Origin of the sequence: Paenibacillus senegalensis JC66 (genome assembly GCF_000285515.1) — a bacterium.
In the GTDB taxonomy this organism is placed as follows: Bacteria; Bacillota; Bacilli; order Paenibacillales; family NBRC-103111; genus Paenibacillus_L; species Paenibacillus_L senegalensis.
The window spans coordinates 346,255-364,014 of record NZ_HE610958.1; the positions used below are offsets into that span (position 1 = coordinate 346,255).

12 protein-coding genes are annotated in these 17,760 nt (G+C 49.9%); 2 read left to right on the plus strand and 10 right to left on the minus strand.

The features are described 5' to 3' along the window. Positions 1–535 precede the first annotated feature (535 nt). The 9 genes from PSHG_RS10100 to PSHG_RS10140 all read right to left on the minus strand — a co-directional run bounded on the left by PSHG_RS10100 (position 536) and on the right by PSHG_RS10140 (position 10,909). The gene (locus PSHG_RS10100; RefSeq protein ID WP_010272470.1) at positions 536–952 is read right to left on the minus strand and encodes a hypothetical protein; all 417 of its coding nucleotides are present in this window, start codon (positions 950–952) and stop codon (positions 536–538) included. A 323-nt stretch (positions 953–1,275) separates the two neighbouring features. Continuing rightward, positions 1,276–2,694, minus strand: coding sequence for an NAD-dependent malic enzyme (locus PSHG_RS10105; protein WP_010272472.1), 1,419 nt, complete (start codon positions 2,692–2,694; stop codon positions 1,276–1,278). A 104-nt stretch (positions 2,695–2,798) separates the two neighbouring features. Continuing rightward, positions 2,799–4,313: a gamma-glutamyltransferase family protein gene (locus tag PSHG_RS27200; RefSeq protein WP_010272473.1), complete on the minus strand. Its 1,515-nt coding sequence runs from the start codon at positions 4,311–4,313 to the stop codon at positions 2,799–2,801. After that, entirely contained in the window at positions 4,306–5,457 is a 1,152-nt protein-coding gene (locus PSHG_RS10115) for an ABC transporter ATP-binding protein (protein ID WP_010272474.1), read from the minus strand. Before PSHG_RS10115 ends, PSHG_RS27200 begins: the two co-directional genes overlap by 8 nt. After that, complete coding sequence (locus tag PSHG_RS10120; protein WP_010272475.1) at positions 5,454–6,455, minus strand: ABC transporter ATP-binding protein; 1,002 nt, start codon at positions 6,453–6,455, stop codon at positions 5,454–5,456. The genes PSHG_RS10115 and PSHG_RS10120 overlap by 4 nt, the downstream gene beginning before the upstream one ends. A gap of 32 nt (positions 6,456–6,487) precedes the next feature. Continuing rightward, on the minus strand, positions 6,488–7,414 hold the full coding sequence (locus tag PSHG_RS10125) for an ABC transporter permease (protein WP_010272476.1): 927 nt from the start codon (positions 7,412–7,414) through the stop codon (positions 6,488–6,490). Positions 7,415–7,426: 12 nt separating this feature from the next. After that, positions 7,427–8,341, minus strand: coding sequence for an ABC transporter permease (locus tag PSHG_RS10130; RefSeq protein ID WP_010272477.1), 915 nt, complete (start codon positions 8,339–8,341; stop codon positions 7,427–7,429). Positions 8,342–8,470: 129 nt separating this feature from the next. Continuing rightward, positions 8,471–10,048 (minus strand): ABC transporter substrate-binding protein, encoded by a 1,578-nt coding sequence (locus tag PSHG_RS10135; protein ID WP_042121654.1) that lies wholly within the window; start codon positions 10,046–10,048, stop codon positions 8,471–8,473. Positions 10,049–10,159: 111 nt separating this feature from the next. Next, complete coding sequence (locus PSHG_RS10140) at positions 10,160–10,909, minus strand: gamma-glutamyl-gamma-aminobutyrate hydrolase family protein (protein WP_010272481.1); 750 nt, start codon at positions 10,907–10,909, stop codon at positions 10,160–10,162. 263 nt (positions 10,910–11,172) lie between these two features. Between PSHG_RS10140 and PSHG_RS10145 the strand changes: the two genes are divergently transcribed. Together PSHG_RS10145 and PSHG_RS10150 are read left to right on the plus strand one after the other, a co-directional pair. Then, on the plus strand, positions 11,173–12,129 hold the full coding sequence (locus tag PSHG_RS10145; protein WP_010272482.1) for a LysR family transcriptional regulator: 957 nt from the start codon (positions 11,173–11,175) through the stop codon (positions 12,127–12,129). Between the two features lie 150 nt (positions 12,130–12,279). Next, a complete protein-coding gene (locus PSHG_RS10150) occupies positions 12,280–13,329 on the plus strand; it encodes an NAD(P)H-dependent amine dehydrogenase family protein (RefSeq protein WP_010272483.1) in 1,050 nt (349 codons plus the stop codon). Between the two features lie 416 nt (positions 13,330–13,745). On the opposite strand, the gene PSHG_RS29305 is transcribed toward PSHG_RS10150, so the two are convergent. Next, a complete protein-coding gene (locus tag PSHG_RS29305; protein WP_010272484.1) occupies positions 13,746–16,904 on the minus strand; it encodes a gamma-glutamyltransferase in 3,159 nt (1,052 codons plus the stop codon). Positions 16,905–17,760 lie beyond the last annotated feature (856 nt).

Genomic DNA, 17,760 nt, shown 5'->3' on the forward strand with positions numbered 1-17,760 from the left:
CCGGACAATCCGGGCAATCGCACTTCCATGACTATGCCTTTTTCGGCAAACCGGGCTTCTTTAATTATACCACATGCGTCTATCAGCCTTGAGAAAGTCGTTTTCCAAGCCGGATCAACACTGGTTTTATATAGATTTGACAAACGCATTGAAAACGCAATGGAAACCCGTTTTTTAGCAAACCAATTGGGCAAATGTGCTGCACTCATGTCCCTCAATCGGGCAAGTGATTCCTCACTCATGACCTCAAAAGAAGTCAGTAAATCTTTGCGGCAGCATAGCTCACAGTGAGGGTAGTCCACGAACCGAGCCCCCCGATAGCTCTTTCCCGTACTACCACTGATAGCAAATGGTGAACATGCACAATAAATCACCGGTCACTCCATTGGGGAACGTTATTAGGAAACATAAAAAAACACTCACAGCCCTTAAGAAAGGGGGAGTGTTTTATAATAACAAGCACTTTGCCTACTTAGAATTTCATCCACAAGCGGTAACACGATATAGAAAAGGAAACCGTTTTGATCTATAGAGGCTAAGTTGCATTCCTCTGCAGCAGCCGATGCTTGCGCTTGCTTAAGATTTGCAGCCTTCTTTTAAGCTGATCCATCCATTCCTCGTCCTCAAACTGTTTGGCAACGGTCAGTAAATCGAGGGCCATATCTATTTGGTTAAGTACAATCTCCAGCGGATCCTCGTTCTCCGTATTCACACAATTCTCGAACAGATCTTCTCCACTCTTATGCTCGGCATATTCAAAAAAGTCAACTTCCGGAGCCTGATCAGAATGGGCATATTCGGCCAAAATATCATACTCATTCTCGACCAGATAATGCACCTCGACCCGGTGGCAAACCGGACACAATAAAATAGGGACGTTGTGGATATGGGTACGCAGATGTTTAAGAGTTCCTTTGGTTCCAATCATACTTGCACCACAGCAAAAGCTCATTGTATCCCTCCTCTATTCGCCTGTCTTAAGGAATGGTTTCCCGTTTTCTTTTTTCTTCTACCCTATTCGCCTAACTATAAGCTCATCCCTGAAAAAACGTGATGGATGTAGAATGATTTCCTATAAGTATACAAAAGTGAAGCACATTTGGCTATGAGGAAAGATTGGATAATCTGCATGTTCCTTTCCCTTAGGTGTTTGGCTCAATGCGTTATAAATAAACAAACCAGCAGAATAGAATAACGACTCCGCTGGTTTGTGCATAAGCAATTCTTCATTTTTCCCGCAGCCTGGCTCTTCAATACCGCCAACGACGAGCAGCTTTACCTGAATTCCTTGGGAATTCTACGGGCTACTCCGCTTGCCAAGGCAGCCTCGATCACCCGGTCCCTAACCGTTTTAACAACTTTTGGATTAAATACGCTCGGAATGATGTGGTGCCGATTCCGTTCTTCATCGGTTACAATCGAGGCAATAGCTTCCGCCGCGGCCAATTTCATCGGCTCGTTAATCTCGGAAGCACGGCAATCCAAGGCCCCCCGGAAAATACCCGGGAAGCAAAGGACATTGTTGATCTGGTTCGGGTAATCCGACCGGCCTGTAGCAACTACCGCCGCAATGTCTTCGATTTCCTCAGGAAGAATTTCCGGGTTCGGATTGGCCATCGCAAAAATGATAGGATTCTCTGCCATCGTCAGTACATCCTCCCTGCTCAGTATACCGCCGGCCGATACACCGAGGAACACATCCGCCCCCCGCAGCGCATCCTGCAGAGTGCCGGTAGTTCCTTTAGGGTTCGTGCAGGAGGCAAACCAACGCTGCATTTCATTTCCGCCCTCATCATGCTCGCTTATGATTCCGTTCCGGTCAACCCCTATAATTTCTTTGACACCTGCTGCAAGCAGCATGTTGGCACATGCCACTCCGGCAGCACCAATGCCGCATATGACAATTTTGATTTGATCTATCGATTTATTTACAAGCTTAAGAGCGTTAATTAAACCTGCATACATAACGACCGCCGTGCCATGCTGGTCGTCATGAAACACAGGAATATCCAGCTCCTCTTTTAATCTGCGCTCAATTTCGAAGCAGCGGGGGGAGGAGATGTCCTCCAGATTAATCCCGCCGAATGAGGTGGATATTCTTTTGATCGTGCTAATAATCTCTTCGGTATCCTGGGTTTCCAAACAAATCGGGAAGGAATCGACATCGGCAAATTGTTTGAATAAGACTGACTTGCCTTCCATGACGGGCATAGCCGCTTTCGGACCGATGTTGCCAAGGCCGAGCACAGCGCTGCCGTCGGAAATGACCGCTACTGTGTTTCTTTTGATGCTCAAGGTAAACACTTTATGCGGATCATCATATATCGCCTGACAAACACGGGCTACATCGGGTGTATAAACGCGCGACAGATCATCACGGTTTTGAATCGGAGTTTTGGGCACCGTTGTGAGCTTGCCGCCAAGATGCAGCAGGAACGTGCGATCCGACACGTGAATGAGCCGAATGCCGCTAATCTTCGAGAAAGCCTCTGTAATTTGCTCGGTCATGGAAACATCGGACACATTAACAGTAATGTCGCGCACAGTCGTTTGGCGGCCGGCGTCAACAATATCAATCGCTACAATATCTCCCCCGGAATCAGCAATCGCTGCAGCAATCTCAGCAAATTTGATATGGGAGTTCATTTCTATCCGCAAAATAACATTCTTCCCTGAAAATAAAGCCGATTTCATGACAAGCCCCCCTATCTTAATTTTCTCAATTTCCGGTATTGTTGTACTCTTTCATTCAGGAGGGTCCGTTCCCCTCCTATTCTGCGGCAAACTATTGACCTTAGTTAAGCACGCTCACTAGCCGAAAGCTTCTCCGCTGACCAGCTGCCTCCTCTGCGCGGATCGGCTACACCATGCAGCTCGCCTGTTTCCTTTGACAGCATTAATCCATGGACTCCCCCATAGAACATGACTTCAGGATGATATCTGACTTCATAGCCGATTTGCTCCAGCCGGTTCTTGGTTGTCTCCGCAAGCGGCTCCTCCGTATAAACAACTCTTTCATCAACGAAGAATCGCGGTGCGGCAACTGCCTGCTCTATTGAGGCATCCCTCTTCATCATCGCTGTCAGGATGGTGGCAAGTACAAAGGGGATACGCTTGCCGCCTGCTGAACCGATCGCAATCGTCCGCTTCGGGCCGCTGACAATGGTGGGCGTTACATAGCTTTGCGGCCGCTTGCCCGGCTGCGGCAGGTTCAAGGAGCCTTCCACTTCATCCGTGAAATTGCGCAGCTGGTTGTTTAAAAAACACCCTCCCCAGGTCAATCCAGTCGTAAAAAAGCCGCCTACTGTGTTTGTGACGGACACTATCATCCCCTCGGCGTCTACGACACAAAAATGAGTCGTATTCGCCACATCTCCCGGACCGGGAGGACGGGAGACCGGCCCCTCAGCTGCCTGGGAAGCCAGCTGCCCGATCAGCTCCGCACTTAACAGCCAATCAACCGGAGGTTCAGAGAATGCGGGATCTCCCATCGTAGTGCTCCGCAAGGTGTAGCATTGACTGAATAGCTCGCCCCAGCCATGCACCTGTTCCGCAGAATAGGCTTCTGCTTCATCCAGGCCGCATGCTTGACTGGCCAGCAGCCCCTGAAGCAGGGTCACTCCGCCAAAAGGCGGCGGGCAGGTCAGCAGCTGATAGTCGCCAAGACGAGTCTTTAGCGGTTCCCTGTAAACAACTTCGTAATGGCGGAAATCACTCGGCTTCATGCCCTCCACCAAGGATGAGATTTCCTGTGCCGGAGCCCCCTCATAGAACCATGCGGCGCCTCCCTCGGCAATGCCCCTCATCGTTTCAGCCAGCTGCGGCTGCCGCAGAACAGCTCCTTCGGGAAGCGGCTCGCCGTCCGGATACAGCTCCGGGAATTGCTCTCTCGCCAAATGCTGGCTCGAGTTAAGCTGCCTGTGCAGAGCCGGACCGGCAGGAAATCCGTCCACAGCCGCTTCGATCGCCGGCTCAAGAATAGACTTCATCGGCAATTTACCGTAACGTTTATGGACTGATTCCATGCCTTTGACAAAACCCGGCACACCAACCTTTTGCTCCGAAACGACGCCGGACAAGGGAGCAATCTCTCTATAATCACAAATTCTGGGTTCGGCTGCAGGATCAGCGGGAACAATCAGCATCACACCACCGCCGCCTATACCGGAAGCATAGGGCTCTGCCACACCCAGCATATAGGAGACGGCAATAGCGGCGTCGACTGCGTTACCGCCACTGCCGAGAATCTTCATTCCCGCCTCCACCGCCAAGGGATGTGCGGCGCTGACTCCGTAAGCGCAATGCTTAACCATGCTGAACTCCTCCTTTCGCCAAATGCAGAGGGTAGTGGCAGGCAACAAACCGCCCCGGTGAAGCTTCTCTCAGCTCTGGGACCTCCGATTTGCAGCGGTCTGTAGCATAGGCGCAGCGCGGGTGAAACGCGCAGCCGGCGGGAGGATGCAGCGGGTTCGGAATCTCTCCCTCCAGCGCTTTCGGCTTATTCCCGCGCTGTTCAGGATCAGAGATCGGAATCGAAGACATCAGGCCCTCCGTGTAAGGATGTCCCGGCTGCTCCAGCAAAGCCTGCTTGTCGGCTATCTCTACGATTCTGCCTAGATACATGACGGCAATACGGTCGCTTATATAACCCACAGCCGGCAGGCCGTGAGCAATAAACAGGTAAGTAAGCCCGTAGCGCTTCTGCAGTACGGACAGCAGATTGAGGATTTGCGACTGAATCGATACATCCAGTGCGGAAACCGGCTCATCGCAAATAATCAGTTTGGGCTTTAGAGCAATCGCTCTTCCAATGCCCACACGCTGGCGTTGTCCGCCGCTGAACTGATGCGGATAGCGGTAAGCATATTCGCTCGATAGTCCGACCGCCTCCAATATTTTGTACACTTCTTCTTTAAGCGCTTCCCCTTCTGCTACTTTATGGGTACGCAGCGGCTCAGCGATAATATCAAAAATTTTCATTCTGGGATTAAGCGAAGAAAACGGATCCTGAAAGATCATCTGAATGTCTTTGCGTTTGCTGCGGAGCTGTCCCTTGGTCAATGAGTTCAGATTAACCCCGTCAAACTCGATCGTACCGCCAGAGGGTGAAGTCAAATGCATAATCACATTGCCTAATGTCGATTTTCCGCAGCCGGACTCGCCGACAATCCCCAACGTTTCGCCTTCGTATACCGTTAAATCAACTTCATTCACGGCCTTCAGGATGTGCTTCTTTCTGCGAAACAAGCCCTCGCTAATGACATAATGCTTGCTTAATCCATTAATTTGCAGAATGGGACGTCGACTGGCGGACCTGCTGCCGGTACGCGGCTTCGGAGTTTGCGTCTCAGAAGTGTTATTCTCCACATCAGCGAGGCCGCCCTGCGCACCAGCCGGCGCAGCGCTATCTACTGCTGCAAGCCGCCGGTCTTCCCCTGTCTTAAGCGCCGACTTCATACCATCACCTCATCCCATTCTTTCGCATAGCGATCATCATACATTAAACAGCGGATTTCATGGATGCTGCCATCCCCTTGCAGCTGCGGACTCACACTTTCGCAAATAGGCTTGGCATAGGGGCAGCGCGGATGGAATCTGCATCCGGCAGGCATCGACAACGGATTCGGAACAGAGCCTTCTATAGACTCCAGCGTCTCCGTTAATTGATCCAAACGCGGAGTGCTCTTCAGCAGCCCCTTTGTATACGGATGCTTAGGCGATTTAAATAAGGTAAATACATCGCATTGCTCCACGATTTGCCCGGCATACATAACTACAACGCGATCCGCCATTTCCGCGATAACACCCAAATCATGAGTAATTAACAGAATGGAGTTGCCCCGTTCCCTAACAATATCCTTCATAATCTGAAGCACCTGGGCTTGAATGGACACGTCCAGAGCAGTCGTTGGTTCATCCGCAATTAACAGCTTCGGGTCACAGGAGATCGCCATTGCGATCATCGCCCGCTGCCGCATTCCGCCGCTAAGCTCATGCGGGTAGCTGTTAAACACACTTTCCGGCCGGGCTATGCGAACCTGCTTGAGCAGCTCCAGTGTCCTCTTCTTGGCCTCAGCCTTGCTCATCTTCAAATGATTTATCAGCGCCTCGCTGATTTGATGACCGATCGTGAACACGGGGTTTAGAGCTGTTAAGGGCTCTTGAAAAATCATCGTAATGTCACGGCCGCGAATTTTCCTCATTTCTGCTTCGCTTATTTGCAGCAGACTGCGGTCTCCAAACTGGATTTCACCTTCGACAATTTTCCCCGGCTTTTCAATTAGGCGCATAACGGATAACGATGTCACACTTTTACCAGAACCGGATTCCCCGACGATGCCTAACGTTTCCCCTTGGTTGATATGAAAGGAGACACCGTCCACCGAAGGAACAACGCCATTTTCTGTATAAAAATACGTTTTTAAACCGTCGATTTTCAACGCTTGTGAACTCACCTGAACTCCTCCCCGCTGTTAAGTATGTCGTTCTAGTCGATTTGAGATCTCGGATCAAGCACATCCTGCAGCCAATCGCCCAGCAAAATGACACCCAAGGTTGCAATCGTAATCGCCAAACCCGGGAATGTAGCCAGCCACCAGGCATCCGCAAGATAATCCCGTCCGCCGCTCAGCATCCCTCCCCAGGATACAGTCGGCGGCTGAATGCCAAGCCCGAGAAAGCTGAGAGAGGCTTCCGCCAGAATCGTCGTTGCCACGCTCAGTGTGGAAATGACTATAAATGTGGAGTAAACATTGGGCAGCAAGTGGGCGAACATGATTTTCCAATCTCTTACACCGATCGAGCGGGCCGCTTTAACAAATTCTCTTTCCTTAAGGCTGAGCACCTCGCTGCGGATAACTCTCGCATAGGTGATCCAGTTGGTAACCCCAAGAACGATAATTAACGTCATCAGGCCCGGCCCTGCTATTTTTAAAATAACGAGAGACAACAATATGGTAGGAACTGCGAGGAAGGAATCGACAATTCGCATGAACACGTTATCAATCCAACCGCCATAATAGCCTGATACCAGCCCGACCGTCAGACCGATCGCTCCAGCTACCACTACTGAAAATATGCCGACAAGCAGAGAAACCTGAGTCCCATATATAATCCGGCTCAAAATATCTCTTCCCAAATTATCGGTCCCAAGTATATAAGTGAAGCTGCCGCCTTCCAGCCAAAAGGGCGGAGCCAGTACATCGGTATAATATTGGTAAGACGGATCGTGAGGAGCTATCCAAGGGGCAAAGATAGCCATCAACGTCACGGCCATTACGATGACAAAGCCAAATGTTCCAGTTTTACTCTGCCACAGCAGCCTTAACCACCTCTTAAAAAGCGACAAGTCGGGAGTATGGCCCTTTTTGTGCACCTTCTGATCGTCCAGTGCTGCTTCTGTTGATATGCTCATTCGGTCCACCCCCTAGTATTTAATCCGCGGATCAAGCCATCCGCATATGATGTCGGTAATAAGATTTACAATAATGACAATCGCGGCAATCACAACAATGGACGCCTGGACAACTGCCATATCCTTGGCGTTAATGGACTGAACCAGCAGCTGCCCCAGGCCCGGCCAAGCAAAGATCATTTCCGTTATTAACGCTCCTCCCAGTACGCTGCCCGTCTGCATCATAATAATCGTAACGACTGGAATTAGCGCATTGCGGAATGCATGCTTATACACAACAACCGAGGGCCCGAGCCCTTTGCTTTTCGCTGTTCGTACATAATCCTGCTGCAAAGCGTTAATCATGCTTGAACGGGTAAGCCTTGCAATGTAGGCCGCGAATGAAGCGCCCAAAGTAATGGCTGGCAGCACGAGGTGGGCAGCGGTGCCGCTTCCGGAAACCGGAAACCATTGGAGGTAAACGCTAAAAATCAAACTGAGCATAATACCGACCCAGAAGTTCGGCATAGCTTTGCCGAGCACTGTCCCACTTGTCACAAACAATTCCAAAAAAGAATTTTTGCGGGTAGCAGAAAGAACGCCGAGCGGGAGAGCGATCAGTACGGCTACAACCATCGAAACAACTCCCAGCAGCATCGTTGCCGGCAAGCGTTCCATAACCAAACTGAACGCGGACTGGTGATAGCGGAATGAATCGCCGAAATCGCCCTGCAGCACGTTTAATAAAAAAGTGCCGAACTGTACAATGAACGGTTTGTCCAGATTCAAGGCTGCTCTAAGCGCCTCGATCTCTTCCGGTGTGGCGTTTTCCGGGAGCATTAAAATGACAGGATCACCGGACACATACATTAGAACAAATACAATAGCCACAATGATAAACAGCACGGGAATCATCTGAATCAGCCGTCGAATTGCGTAACTAACCATCATTTCACTCCTTTTCGTTCCCTTCTTGAAGATGAATTGCTGCAACCGCATGCGAATCTAAATGGAAGCAAAGGGGCCTGGTCTGACAGCCCCTTTACCACTAAGCGTTGCTATAGCCTGATGGGTTGCTTAACGGCGCCTGATCTCATATCCCAGCAGCTTTTCATCAATTCGCGGCTCAAATACAATATCATCGCTAACCCCGTATGTGTTGTGCTCCAGATACACATAAATGTTCATTCTCATATCTGCGACAATTTCTTGTGCCCGCAAATACTGTTCTTTACGCTCTTCCGGATTCATATTAACTGCAGCGGCCCGCAGCAAATCCTCCAGCTCCTGATTCTCGTAGCCGAGCGACTCCATCGACCGGGTGCTAGACAGATGCTCCGTCACCATCGTATGGGCATCGTAGAAGGAATTGCCGAACCAGACCATATGCAGATCTCCGACCTTCTTTGCGTTTCTGAGCTCCAGATAGCTGGTCCACTCCATCAGTTCCAGCTTCACATTAATACCTACATTGGATAGCATGCCGACAATCATTTCCGCCACTTCTTTATCTCTCGCATAGCGGCCGTTAGAGGACTGCATCGTCAATTCCACGCCGTTCTCGTAGCCGGCTTCCTTCAACAGCTCCTTAGCCCTTTCAACATCATGCAAATAAGTATCGAACAATTCTTCGTTGGCGGCGAAGTTCCCTGGGGTCACTCTGGTCCTTGTCGGGTTGGCTGCTCCTCCAAGCAGGCTGTCAATAATCGCCTGATTATCTATGGCCAGCTCAATCGCTTCCCTGACCCTTGGGTCAGCCGTAGGACTTCCTTCCGTGGCACGGGGAACGATAAAAGCTACCCGCTGCGAAACGGAAGATATAGTATCGGTTCCCTCGTTGTTGCGGATTTGATCCCACGTATTGCTCGTTACATTGGGGATGAGATCAACTCCACCGGTTACAAGCTCCCCTACCCGGGTAGAGCTTTCAGGGATGATCCGGTAAACTACCTTTTCCCAATCAGGGTTCGGTCCTTCAAAATATTCCGCAAACGGCTCAAACGAAATATGACTGCCTCTTTTCCATTCTACAAACTTGTACGGTCCGGTTCCGACGGGATTATTCATGTAATGATCCCAGCCGTGTTCTTCAATGTATTTTTTGGAATAGATCCCCGCATTCGGCCGTGCCAGCAGGCCGGGGATTAACGGGTCCGGTTCATGGGTAATGATTTGAAAATGATAGGGGTCTAAAACGTTAACTTCCTTAATCGTTTTGAAGGTGGAATGGACGTTGAGAGTGGCGTCCTGGGCTGCTCTTTCCAGGGTGAATTTTACATCCTCGGCTGTCAACTCTTCCCCGGTGTGGAATTTAACGCCTTGCTTTAGCTTGAAATCCCAGGTGTAATCATCCAAGTTCTCGTAGGATTCTACCAGATCTTCGGTAATATCCCCGTTTGGCAGTCTTTTAAGCAGGAAATTAAACATGTTGTTGGTGGCATACAGAGTTACATGGTCCCCATGGCTGTACAAATCCATTGAGGTTACCTCGGTAGGCAGGGCAATCGTAAGCGTGGTTTTATCGGATCCCGGCTGCTCGGTTTGGCCCGGCTCGCTGGAAGGCGATGGAGATGCCGAAGGCGAGCTGCTGGAACATCCAGTGAGGAAAATTGCTGTAGCTGCCGCTATTGTCAGTACTGTTTTTGCTATCCGCATTCTTGCTTTCCCCCTTAAATTGCTGATTAAAATTGCTGTTTATATATGGACATGCAGACTTGATCATAGACGCGCTAGCATCTAGATATCCATGATTGGCCTTACCGGAGACTATAAGCCGCTGACCTGGGTGTTTTGGGAAGCAGAGTCCTGAGATTGCCGACAGGCTTCAATAAACGCCTGAAAAAGCCTCTGAGCATACACATCATCTTTTTTCAATAGATTCTCCGGATGCCACTGCACTCCAAGTACAAACTTGTGGTTCTTGCTTTCAAATGCCTCGATGATTCCGTCACTCGCACGTGCTGTCACCTCAAAGCCGTCTGCAACCTTGCGGAGGGCCTGATGGTGGTAGCTGTTTACTTTATAGCGCTGTGAGCCGCTGATTTGATGCAGCAGAGAGCCTTCCACCACATCGATAAAATGGGAGACATGATAGCGTGGAGCCACTTGATAGTGCTGCAGCAACGGTCCTTCATTCTGAGAATGAATATCCTGGTAGAGGTCTCCGCCTGATGTAACATTAAGAATCTGGCAACCACGGCAAATACCTAGGATCGGTTTGTCCAGCTTCATCATTCTCTGTACCATTTGCATCTCGAAATGATCTCTCTGCGGCGACACTTCACCCAGCTTGACATGCGGCTCTTCCCCAAACCAGGTCGGATCAATGTCCTTCCCTCCCGTTACGAGTAAACCGTCTATAGAGTTGGCAATGTGATCCATCGCCGCGGCATCGGCCAGATTCGGCAGCACAACCGGCGTGCCCCCAGCCCACTCCATCGACATAACATAGTCCAAACCGGTAATTAACAGCCTATCTTCCTTGATAGAAGAGGTTACCCCAATCAATGGTTTCATCCTGCTGTCCTCCTAAAAAATTCGTTAAATGAAAGCGTTTTATGATTAGCTATTTTAGCTTAACTTTAAATGGATAGAAAATACATTTTTCTTATAAACTTATAATCGCAAGTTATTAATCAAACCTCACATGCCAAGATTTTGCATTAATTATCCTTCGCGCGTCTCTTTTTCTTTGAAAACGAATACACAAATATTGAAAAGCAGTGCTATAATAAAAATCTCTTAAGTTCCGAAACACCGATATAAGGAAGAGGATGCCTATGAACTATTTGACGCTTCGCTATTTCCTTGAAATTGCCCACTGCCTCAATTTTAGTCAGGCCGCACAGCAGCTTCATATATCGCAGCCCGGTCTGAGCCAGCAAATTAATGTACTGGAGAAGGAGCTGGGTATCAAGCTGCTGTACCGTTCCACCCGCAAGGTAACGCTCACTGAAGAAGGGGAATACTTATACCGCAATTTGCTGCCTTCTTACGAAAATATCGAGAAGACCGTTCGTGAATTGATTGAAGCCGGAAGCGTTCCGCAAACCACGATCCGGATCGCCACCATTCCGTCGGCCGCCAGCAACCTGGTGCCGCAATTAATTCGCCAGCTAAAACAGATCCATCCCAGTCTTGAGTTTTATATTAAAGAAACGACATCTGTCCAAGCCATTGAATTGGTGCAAAAGAGCGAGTATCATCTGGCCTTTATCCGCACGCCCATCGATGCCAAGCAATCCTTGCAAAAGCCGATCAAATGGATGGAGCTGCCGAAACACCCGTTGAAGCTTGCCGTATCAGACCATCATTTTGCCGCTGCAAAAGAATCTATAGATTTAAAAGAATTAAAGAACGAAACCTTTCTCCATTATGACCCAAAGCATTCCCCATCTCTTTATTTTCTGCTTGAGCACGCCTGTTTGTCTGCCGGATTCATTCCCAAAACGATAGGTGTAGGCCCGGAAATTTTGACAACAGCCAATCTCATTTCGAACGGTATAGGAATTACCCTGATGCCCCAGGACATGATCCAGTTGCTGGATTCTTATCGGATCAAAGGCGTCAGCTTGAGCAATTTGTCGCTTTTCAGTTCAGTGTCCGTTATTTGGAATCATATGAATCTTTCCGCATTAACGGAGGATGCATTGCATGTATTAGAGCAGTTCCAAGGCCAATCACTCTCTGCCCCTTCGGCGGAAGAAGCCCGGCAAGAGCAAAGTCAGGAACAATAACCATACGACTTAGGAACTACCCCAAACCGCCCATCCAGGTCATATCTTTTATAATCTTAGGTTATAGATCTATAATTATTTCATATTTTTTCTTTATTTGGTTTAGTGTTACTTTCTTTTATGAGATCACTTGAGAGAGGGGACACAACGATGAATGAAGGAAAATTAAAAGTCCTGGCATACGGTTTGGGACCCATTGGTATCAAGATTGCGCAGCATTGCCTGACTTCGGAAGCGATTACCGTTGAGGCTGCCGTGGATATTGATCCCGCCAAGGTAGGCCGGGATTTGGGAGAGCTGACTGGCGGGCAAAGCGTAGGCGTGCCAGTTGTTAACAATTTGACTGAAGTAAAAGCCAACACTTCACCGGGAAGAAAAATTGCTTTTCATGCTACCGGCTCCAATCTGGAGGCAGTCTGGCCGCAAATCCGCCAGCTGCTGGATCATGGCTATTCAGTTGTTTCCACTTGCGAGCAGCTTTCTTATCCTTGGCATCGTTACCCGGAATTGGCTGAGGAAATCGATCAATATGCAAAAAGCAAAGGCCAGGTGGTTATCGGCACCGGTGTTAATCCAGGCTATGTGATGGATGCCTTGGCTCTTTTTGCTACATCGGTAACTCAATCAATCACTCGTATATTTGTGTCCAGAAAAGTGGACGTTTCCAAGAGAAGAATTCCTCTGCAGAAGAAAGTCGGAATCGGCATGACTCCGGAAGCCTTTAATGAACTGGCTGAGCAGGACCGGATCGGCCATGTAGGACTTGAGGAATCGCTGCGTTTGTTAGCCTATGGGCTAAATGAAGAAGTGCCCAGTGTCAGCAACCTGATTGAACCAACCATCGCCCAGGAGAACATGGAAATGGCATTAGGCCCTGTAGCTAAAGGCCAAGTTAGCGGCCTGCATCAAGTCTCGAAGGCGGTGACAAGCTCCAATGTGCCTATTGAACTGGATCTTATAATGTCGGCCGGGGTTGGACAAGAAGACCGGATTACTCTGGTAAGCGAAGATATGGGAACCGTAGAGTTCGTCATTCCCGGAGGAATATTCGGTGATACCGCAACAGCCAACATTATCGTAAACACGGCCAAAACCGTATCCGGCTATGCCCAGTCGGGTCTGCTGACAATGGCTGATATTCCATTAACCCGCAACAAGCAATCCAAGCCAGCCGCAAGCTCATTAGCCGGAGCTTCCTAGCATTGCGGAATCTAGCATCCTGATAATCCGGCATTCTAGCATTCCTGATTCCTTCAAATTAAACCTATCGTCTAAGCCAAATAATAGAGGAGGCGGTCACCCCCTGCCTCCTCCAGCCACCGGTATTTGCAATCCCCTGCAGCCAGTGGCTCCCACAGCTTAAAACCCATACATGCCAAGCCCTTTTGCTTTCTGACAGGAAGCGAAGGGGCTTTTTTTCAGCAGCAAGGGACCGCGCAAAATTAATAGCTCCCAAACGTATATTAAGAAGCCAAGAAGCCAGGTCCACCTTATAAGGCTGACCTGGCTTTGGCTTGTCGTCTAGCTTTGGTTTGGCTTGTCGTTTTTGCGGTTACTTTTGAGCAAGTATCTTGAAATCATGTAGTGCTTTTAGTTTGTATATTTAAGAAGCAGTTCTATTGGCCGGCCGGCTGCAGCTCCTGGGACTGAGAACTGCCTGATGATGTGGCGGATTGATAGACGCTTTCCACCATTGCGCTGCCTCCGCCTCTGCGGACCCTTTCGGACACAGCCTGAACCTGGCCGTTAGGCAGGAATCCGATAGCGTTCACAGCCCCAATTCCGTAGTCCAATCCGGAGATATCGAAATACTGGCCGCGATTTTGCAGCAATTCATATTCCGGGGTGTTGGCAAATTCACTTTCAATCAAGGTGCGACCTGTGCCGCTATGATTTCGTTGGGACAGCCTTGGAGCATCGACCGCCTCCGGAAGACTCATGCCGAAATCGATGTAATTCACTAAGATTTGCAGCACGGAAGTCGTGATCGTTCCTCCTCCGGGAGAACCAAGAGCCATTACCGGCTCTCCATCCTTCATTACGATGGTCGGGCTCATGCTGCTTAAGGAGCGCATTCCCGGACGCGGAGCATTCGGATGTCCTTCCGGACTGCTGGATGGAACACGGGAGTTCAAGCCGTTATTCAGCAGGAAGCCGTATCCGGGAACGACCATCGCATTTCCACCAATCGAATTAATCGTGTTCGTATAAGCGACAATGTTGCCATCTGCATCGGATACCGTCAAGTGAATCGTAGATTCCCGATTGCCCATAGCATCCAGATCGTACACCTTCAGATCATCAATTTGGAAGCTGCCGCCCGTAGCTCCGCCGGTAAGCTCTACTGCGCTAACCATAAACTGGCCCGGGGCGGTCACGTCGCTATTGTTACGCTGATGCAGCCAATGCACCGGCTCTGCACTGCCGTCCGGCCACACCTTGACTTTAATCCCGCTGCCCTCGACTCTCAGTCTAAGCCACTGCCAGTCGGTCGTTCTCGGGTGATCAATCGTAGTCAATCCAAAAATGGCGTTGCTGTTGCGCGTGCGCACTATGCGAATCGTATCACTGGATGTATTGAATTCTACTCCATACCCGTTATGCGGGGAAGAGGTGCTGTTCCATTCATCCGCTCTGAGCCAGAAACGCAAGTTCCGGTCATCGCCCAGCTGATCCATTTTGAATTTGACCAATAATTCACTGTCGTACAATGGGTTCATGTTGGCTTTAGCGCGTGCATAAGTGTAGCGGTTCGGAGCGAGGTGAATATAGCCTTTTTCGTCCCGCACCTCAATAGCTGCTCCTTCATTCGGACGGCTCGCACCAATTCCGAACTCAGTTATAAACTGGCTGTTTTCTTCCCAGGAAGCGCCATCATTCATGCCTGTAAACTCTGTTGCGAAGGCAACCGGGTTTAGATCCCGCACATCAATGTCGCTAATTTGAAAGCCTCCGCCTTGAGCCGCACCGGTTAACTCCAATGCGCTGAGCTTGAATGTGCCTGGTCCGGCCACCTGACTATTTTGCAGCGTATGAGTCCAGCCTTGTCTAGGCTCCGGCTCGCCATCCTTCCATAGTCTCACCTTCAGCTGATTGCCTTCCACACGGAAGCGAAGCCACTGCCAATCCGTTGTACGCTCATGCTCAAATTGCGTCAGACCATAGACTGCATTACCTTCCCTTGTCCGGAGCACGCGGACGTTATCTTCGCCGGTTTTGATCTCTACGGCGTACCCGTTATTCGGTGCAGTCGTGCTATTCCAATCATCAGCCCTTAGCCAGAAGCGAAGATTGCGGTCACCGCCCAGCTCGTCCATTTTGAACCGGACCAGAAGCTCGCTGTCATATACCGGGTTCATGTCCGTATGAGCCCTGGCATAAGCATACTGGGTACCGGAAAGCTCGATCACACCAACGCCGTCTTGAACATTGATCTCGGCTCCCTGACCGGGAAGATTGGATCCCGTTCCTGCCTGGGTCACAAACCCTCCTGCGGCATCCCAGGAGCCGTTAGCCGCATTGGCAAAATCAAAGGCAAATGCTTCTTTGCCCCGGGATGGCAGCGGATCCTGCCAAAGTCCTGGATTCGTGTCAAAAGGCCACGGATCGCCCGGCTCGACTTGGCGCCCGCTTCCCCATTCCGTAATGCGCTGCCTTACTTGCTCCGCGTAGCCGCTGGACAGCATTCCGATTACGGGCATAGGGCCAGGGAACGTAAGCGGATCGCCAAGATAAGCATTGCGGTCCGCGAACGCATAGCGGGAAGCTTCGAGATAATAATGCAGCGCCTCGTCACGCGGCATCGTGCTCATCTCGTAGCCTTCCAGCACATTCAAGGCGAGACCGATCGTTGTCCCTCCTGCGGATGAAGGAGGAGCTCCGTAAATGTCGTAGCCGCGATAGGTCGTATGAATCGGTTCATACGTTGCTGTAGCGTATTGAGACATGTCGCTTAGAGTCATGTTCCCGGGATGAATCAGGATTGGAGGATCTGCCACGGCCGGCGGCTGATTAACCGTGTCCACAATAGCCTCGGCGATCTCACCTTGATAGAACACATCGCTGCCTTCCTCTGCGATCAAACGGTAAGTTGCGGCAAGATCCGGGTTTTTCAGCAGCGTGCCTTCTGCCGGCACACTGCCGTCGGGGTTCAGGAATAAATCAATCGTAGACTGGAAGCCGCGGAATCGATCAGCGTTCTCTGTGATTTCGCGGATGAGATTGGCATCGGCATAGAAGCCATTCTCAGCCACATCGATTGCCGGCTGGAGAATCTCAGCTAAAGTTAAACCGCTTCCATACAAGGCCAGAGCTTCTTCCCATGCTTTGACCGTACCCGGTACACCTACGGACATCCCGCTGTTGTCACGCACGGAGTTATCATACTCGTTACCTTCGTCATCCAGGAAGGAATCCGGGCCGAAACTGCTTTGCGCCACATCACGATGATCCAGGACAATAAAACGATCCTCATCCTGCAGATAAATGTGCATGTAGCCTCCGCCGCCAATTCCGCCTGAAAAAGGCCTGACTACCCCCTGCATGGCGGCTGCAGCTATAGCAGCTTCTACAGCATTGCCTCCCATTGCAAGGATTTCCATGGCCGCTTGGGTAGCTAAGGGGTGTTCCGTGGCAGCAGCCCCGCCTGTTCCGGTGACGTTCCACTCCTGTTCATACCAAGGAAGACGGTCGGGAAACGCAGTTGCCGGTGCTGAAAATAGCATTACGGATGCCAAAGCACCACTAGCCCATGTTTTCAAAGACAGCTTGGACATATTACATCACTCCTCCAATCCATATACATATTTTGGGTTTCGCAAGTATTATAGACAACTCTGAAGTGAAAGAAGTAATATGGAAATGTTATAAAGCTATAACAAATCGTTATAGATTGGATAAGAGCCCGCGCCGGACAAAGCCTGAAAAATTTGGAGCAAAATCCGAAAACCTGATTTCGATGCAAACAGCGGTCTCCAATTTTCAACAAAAAATATTCTGTTTCTCAACTATACGATTATTTCCGCTATCTATTTTCCAAGATACGATAATGCGAATGGCGATTGGGGACAAGGGGGCACAGGCAGCCAGGCTTGGGTTCGCGGCCGTTTGCGGAACACGGCTTAGGGACGCCATCCGAGCGAGGTCTGCTGCGTGATGGCCGCTTGCTGCAGTAGCCCAGGCACAGCACGCTCGCGGCCGCTGAAAACATTCGCCGTGCTCTTGACACTATTCGCAGCGCAGATGCATCCCGCAGTGGTTGCTGCGTGCATTGCCGCTCGGTTACAGTACATCCAGCGGGGTTTGCCATCGATTCGAATTTTAACGCTCGCAGTGGTCCTTATATGAGCAAAATCAGGGGGATAAAAATTGTAACGCTTGCCATCGTCCCTATTTTGATTCAGACCGCGGTTTCCAGGCTAATTGTCACAAATAAGAGCGAGGATGAGCGTTAGAAATAAAAACCCTGCTTTTTTCGCCAAATAAGAGCGAGGACAAGCGTTAGCGCAAAAGCTTCTCATCAGACTAAGAAAACTGAAAAAGAAGGCCCGGATGGATGGAATCTGGACCGACGATATTTTCTGCGTTTACTGTTTAACCTCATTAATCCTGTTACTTTCCTGTTAATTAGGG